Source organism: Longimycelium tulufanense, assembly GCF_014645795.1.
Classification (GTDB): Bacteria; Actinomycetota; Actinomycetes; order Mycobacteriales; family Pseudonocardiaceae; genus Longimycelium; species Longimycelium tulufanense.
Genome location: NZ_BMMK01000090.1, coordinates 1 through 2,469, shown reverse-complemented (window position 1 = coordinate 2,469; position 2,469 = coordinate 1). Strand labels below are relative to the sequence as shown.

The following is a 2,469-nucleotide window of genomic DNA, read 5'->3' as shown; positions in this document are numbered from 1 at the left end:
ATCACCCGCGCCGCACTCGTCCTCACCCACGCCGAACACGGCAAATTTCACTGAGAAAACCTCAGTAGTCGGAGGGCGGGAAAGCCGTCTACATGGCGAAGGGGTCCAGCGGATTCATGTATGGGAGGGACTGTGATGGTCGGAGTCACCGTTGAATAATGGTGAACCGTGGCCAGACGCCGATGTGGCGTGGTTTCGGGTACGGCGGATGCAGACCAAACTGCACCAGTGGGCGGCCAGCGATCCTGGCCGCCGGTTTGATGACCTGTTTAACCTCGTCTGTCACCCGGACTTTCTCACCGTGGCGTGGGGACGGGTGACGGGGAACAAGGGCGCGCGCACGCCCGGAGTGGACCGGGTCGCTCCCTGGTTCATTTCCGAGCCGGTCAAGGTCATCGAGTTTCTGGGCGAAACCCGGGAGCTGCTGAGGCAACGGGAGTTTGTCCCGCTCCCCGTGCGGGAGCGAAGGATTCCCAAGCCCGGACAGCCGGGCAAGTTCCGAAGGTTAGGAATCCCGACGGCCCGAGACCGGCTGGTGCAAGCGGCCCTGGTGCTGGTGTTAGAACCGATCTTTGAGGCGGACTTCAAACCCGTGTCCTACGGGTTCCGCCCCCAACGTCGAGCGCAGGACGCGATTGCGGAGATCCACTTCTACGGGACAGGTTCCCGCAGCTACGAGTGGGTGTTCGAGGCCGATATCGCGGCCTGCTTCGACGAACTGTCGCACACGGCCATCATGGATCGAGTGCGGCGTCGGATCGGGGACAAACGCATCCTTGCCCTGGTCAAGTCCTTCTTGAAAGCGGGCGTTATGTCCGAAGGGGGACAGCATCAGGGCACGGTGGCCGGCACCCCACAAGGCGGTATCGCATCGCCGCTACTGGCGAATACCGCTCTCTCCGCGCTGGACGAGTACTTTCTCGCCAAGGACGACCACGGCACGCCGTGGCGGCGGGAGGCGCACCGCAAACGCGGTGGCGCACTCTACCGGATCGTCCGCTACGCGGACGATTTCGTTATCCTGGTGAAAGGAACGCGAGAGCAGGCGGACGCGCTCTGGGACGAAGTTGGCCAGGTGCTTACCCAACTCGGGCTGCGCCTGTCAGTCGAGAAGACCAGAGTCTGCCGCCTCGACGAGGGGTTCGACTTTCTCGGGTTCCGCATCCAGCGTCGCCGGAAGAAGGGAACCAGCACGTGGACGGTCTACACCTATCCGTCGAAGAAGGCTCTGCTTTCCGTGATGGGTAAGGTGCGGGCGTTGACGAACAGGGTCAAGCAAGCCTCGTTGGAGAGGTTGTTGAGACAGCTGAACCCGATACTCAGAGGATGGTGCGCCTATTTCAGGCACGGGGTGTCCAAGGCGACTTTCGGATACCTGGACATGTTCGCCTGGCGACGTGTCACCGCGTGGCTGAGGAAACGGCACCGCCGAATGAACTGGGAACAGCTCTACCGGAAATACCTGACCGGAAGGCCAGGGAACCGGCCACTGGAGAACGGGGTTGGCATGTTCGACGCCACAACGGTCGAAGTCACCCGATACCGGTGGCGGGCCAGCAATATCCCCACTCCGTGGACACAACAACCTGCCTGATGACACGGGAATCCGTGGAGCGCCGGATGCGTGGAAACACGCACGTCCGGTGCGGTGAGCGGGCCGGGGAAACGGGCTGGAAGAAATTCCGGAACCGCGCCCCGGTCCGACTCTCCCTCATCGGCGCACACGGCCGCTCGGCCTGCATCACCCTGGTCGAACGCGTCTCGAGGTTCCTGGTCATGCTCCCGGTCACCGGCCTGGACTCCGCCACGGTCACCGCCCAGATCGCCGACCACGTCCACGGTCTGCCCTTCCTGCTCCGGAAATCGTTGACATGGGACTGTGGCAAGGAGATGGCCCGGCACGCCGAGCTGACCCTGGCCACCGACCTGCCGGTGTACTTCGCCCACCCACACTCGCCGTGGGAACGCGGCACCAACGAACACACCAACCGTCTCATCCGCGAATACCTGCCCAAGGGCACCGAGATCACCATCAACCGCGGCTACCTGGCCAGCATCGCCACCGAAATCAACATGCGACCACGCCGTATCCTGGACTTCCAAACCCCAGCAGAAGTCTTCGCCGACCTACTCACCAGCGCGAATGCTTCCACCGGCTGAAGGCGCCCCCCTCCTCATCGACCTGCTCATCTGCCCACCCGTCTACTCACCCATCTTCTCGTTAACCGGGAAACCCCCAGACTCGGCGTTGTTGCAGGTCAAAGCCGCACTGACCCCTTCCTGGCCATCCCAAGCCTCGGTACCCCACGGGAACCTGTTGACGACTGGAAGGGAAGCGCGTGGGTGGCATCAATCGGGGCCAGCCTCCCCACTACTACCGTCCAACCCCTCAAGGTTCCAACCAAGAGGCTTATTCACGATGGGGTGGAACAAGCATCTGTCCGGTGTGTTGACATAGACGACGGCCCG

General features: G+C 62.8%; 1 protein-coding gene and 1 pseudogene. Both read left to right on the top strand.

The genetic code is table 11. From position 1 onward, the window contains the following. Positions 1-208 precede the first annotated feature (208 nt). Positions 209-1,594: a group II intron reverse transcriptase/maturase gene (gene ltrA, locus IEY55_RS31605; protein ID WP_189062256.1), complete on the top strand. Its 1,386-nt coding sequence runs from the start codon at positions 209-211 to the stop codon at positions 1,592-1,594. A gap of 116 nt (positions 1,595-1,710) precedes the next feature. Then, a pseudogene (locus IEY55_RS31600) lies at positions 1,711-2,160 on the top strand (IS30 family transposase); the annotation flags it as partial. Between the last annotated feature and the right edge of the window lie 309 nt (positions 2,161-2,469).